The following is a 1,226-nucleotide window of genomic DNA, read 5'->3' as shown; positions in this document are numbered from 1 at the left end:
TCGGCGAGACATCCCCTAGACCCGCCCTTCCGCACCCGCTGCTCTAGACCTGCGCCCGCCCCTGCCGCCGTACGTCCGCCAGCCTCAGCGCGCCGATCTGTACCGCCGCCTGGGTCGCGTCGTTGGGGACGTCGCCCTGGCCGCCGTTGGTGAGGGCGAACGCGTCCTCGCCCACTCGGGCGGCGGCCAGTTCGACGGTGAGGTCCTGTTCGTCGGCGTCGGGGTTCTCGGGGTCGGTGGCGGTGAGGGTGAGGCGGAGACCCTGGCGCTTGTCGCCGACCTCGGGGAGGGGGAGGTCGGAGACCTGGACGTCCTCGGTCCAGCCGGTCTGGGTGGTGGCGGTGAAGCGGGCGCACTTGGCCGGCATCTCGCCGAGCCACTTCAGGTCGGCGTCCACGTCGGAGGGGCGCCGGGCGCCGATCTGGTAGCGGAGCTGGGCCTGGGTGCCGGGGTCGTCCAGGGCGACGGCGACGCGGGCGGGAGCGCCGAGGACCTGGTCGGAGTAGAGCGCGTCCAGCAGCCGCTGGCACTCCGCCACCTCCGACCTGGCCTTCAGCAGGCCGTCCCGCCAGGTCGCGATGGAGTCCGCCGCCGCCCACGGCGAGCCGAGGTCGGACTCGGTGACGAGCGCCGCCTGCGCCTGCGCGTCGGTGAGCGCGGAATCCCCGGCGGCCGGGGCCCTGGAGGTGGCCGTGGGCTTCTCGACCGTCGGCAGGGAGTACGTCGCGGTCGGCGGATGCTCCAGACCGAGGGTGGCGCAGCCGCTCAGCGCGAGCAGACCGCCGAGCGGCAGGAGGACACGGGCGCCGCGGGTACGTATGCCTCCGGTCATCGGGTGTGCCTCCTGATCGTTCCGGCCGCTGCCTGCTCCTACGGCACCACCGGCGATCACGGCCCACCAGCGCTCCGGTCCGTTCGGGTGAGGGCATGAGGGCCGGGGGAGCGGGCGCTCGTCTATGGTCGAGGCGTCCGTACGCAGCGACGCCCGGCAGGAGGCCGCCGTGCAGCCCGTGGTGCCCGTGATCATCGACTGCGACACCGGCGTCGACGACGCACTGGCCCTGCTCCTCGCCGTCCGCCACCCCGGACTCGACCTGCGCGCGGTGACCTGCGTGGCCGGGAACACCGACGTGGACGGCGTGGTCCGCAACACCCTCACCGTGCTGGAGCAGGCCGGCGCCCCCGACATCCCGGTGGCCCGGGGCGCCGAACGCCCGCTGCTGGAG

The 1,226-nt window shown here is 74.4% G+C and carries 2 protein-coding genes; one reads left to right on the top strand and one right to left on the bottom strand.

All coding sequences use genetic code 11. From position 1 onward, the window contains the following. Positions 1-43: 43 nt before the first annotated feature. Positions 44-832, bottom strand: coding sequence for a hypothetical protein (locus tag CCN33_RS30260; RefSeq protein ID WP_086696483.1), 789 nt, complete (start codon positions 830-832; stop codon positions 44-46). A 124-nt stretch (positions 833-956) separates the two neighbouring features. On the opposite strand from CCN33_RS30260, the gene CCN33_RS30255 reads away from it, so the two are divergent. Next, positions 957-1,226: nucleoside hydrolase (locus CCN33_RS30255; protein ID WP_208621993.1), on the top strand; the 270-nt coding region annotated here is incomplete at its 3' end.

It is taken from the genome of Streptomyces recifensis (assembly GCF_002154615.1).
GTDB lineage: Bacteria > Actinomycetota > Actinomycetes > Streptomycetales > Streptomycetaceae > Streptomyces > Streptomyces griseoluteus.
This window is presented reverse-complemented; position numbering and strand designations above follow the sequence as displayed.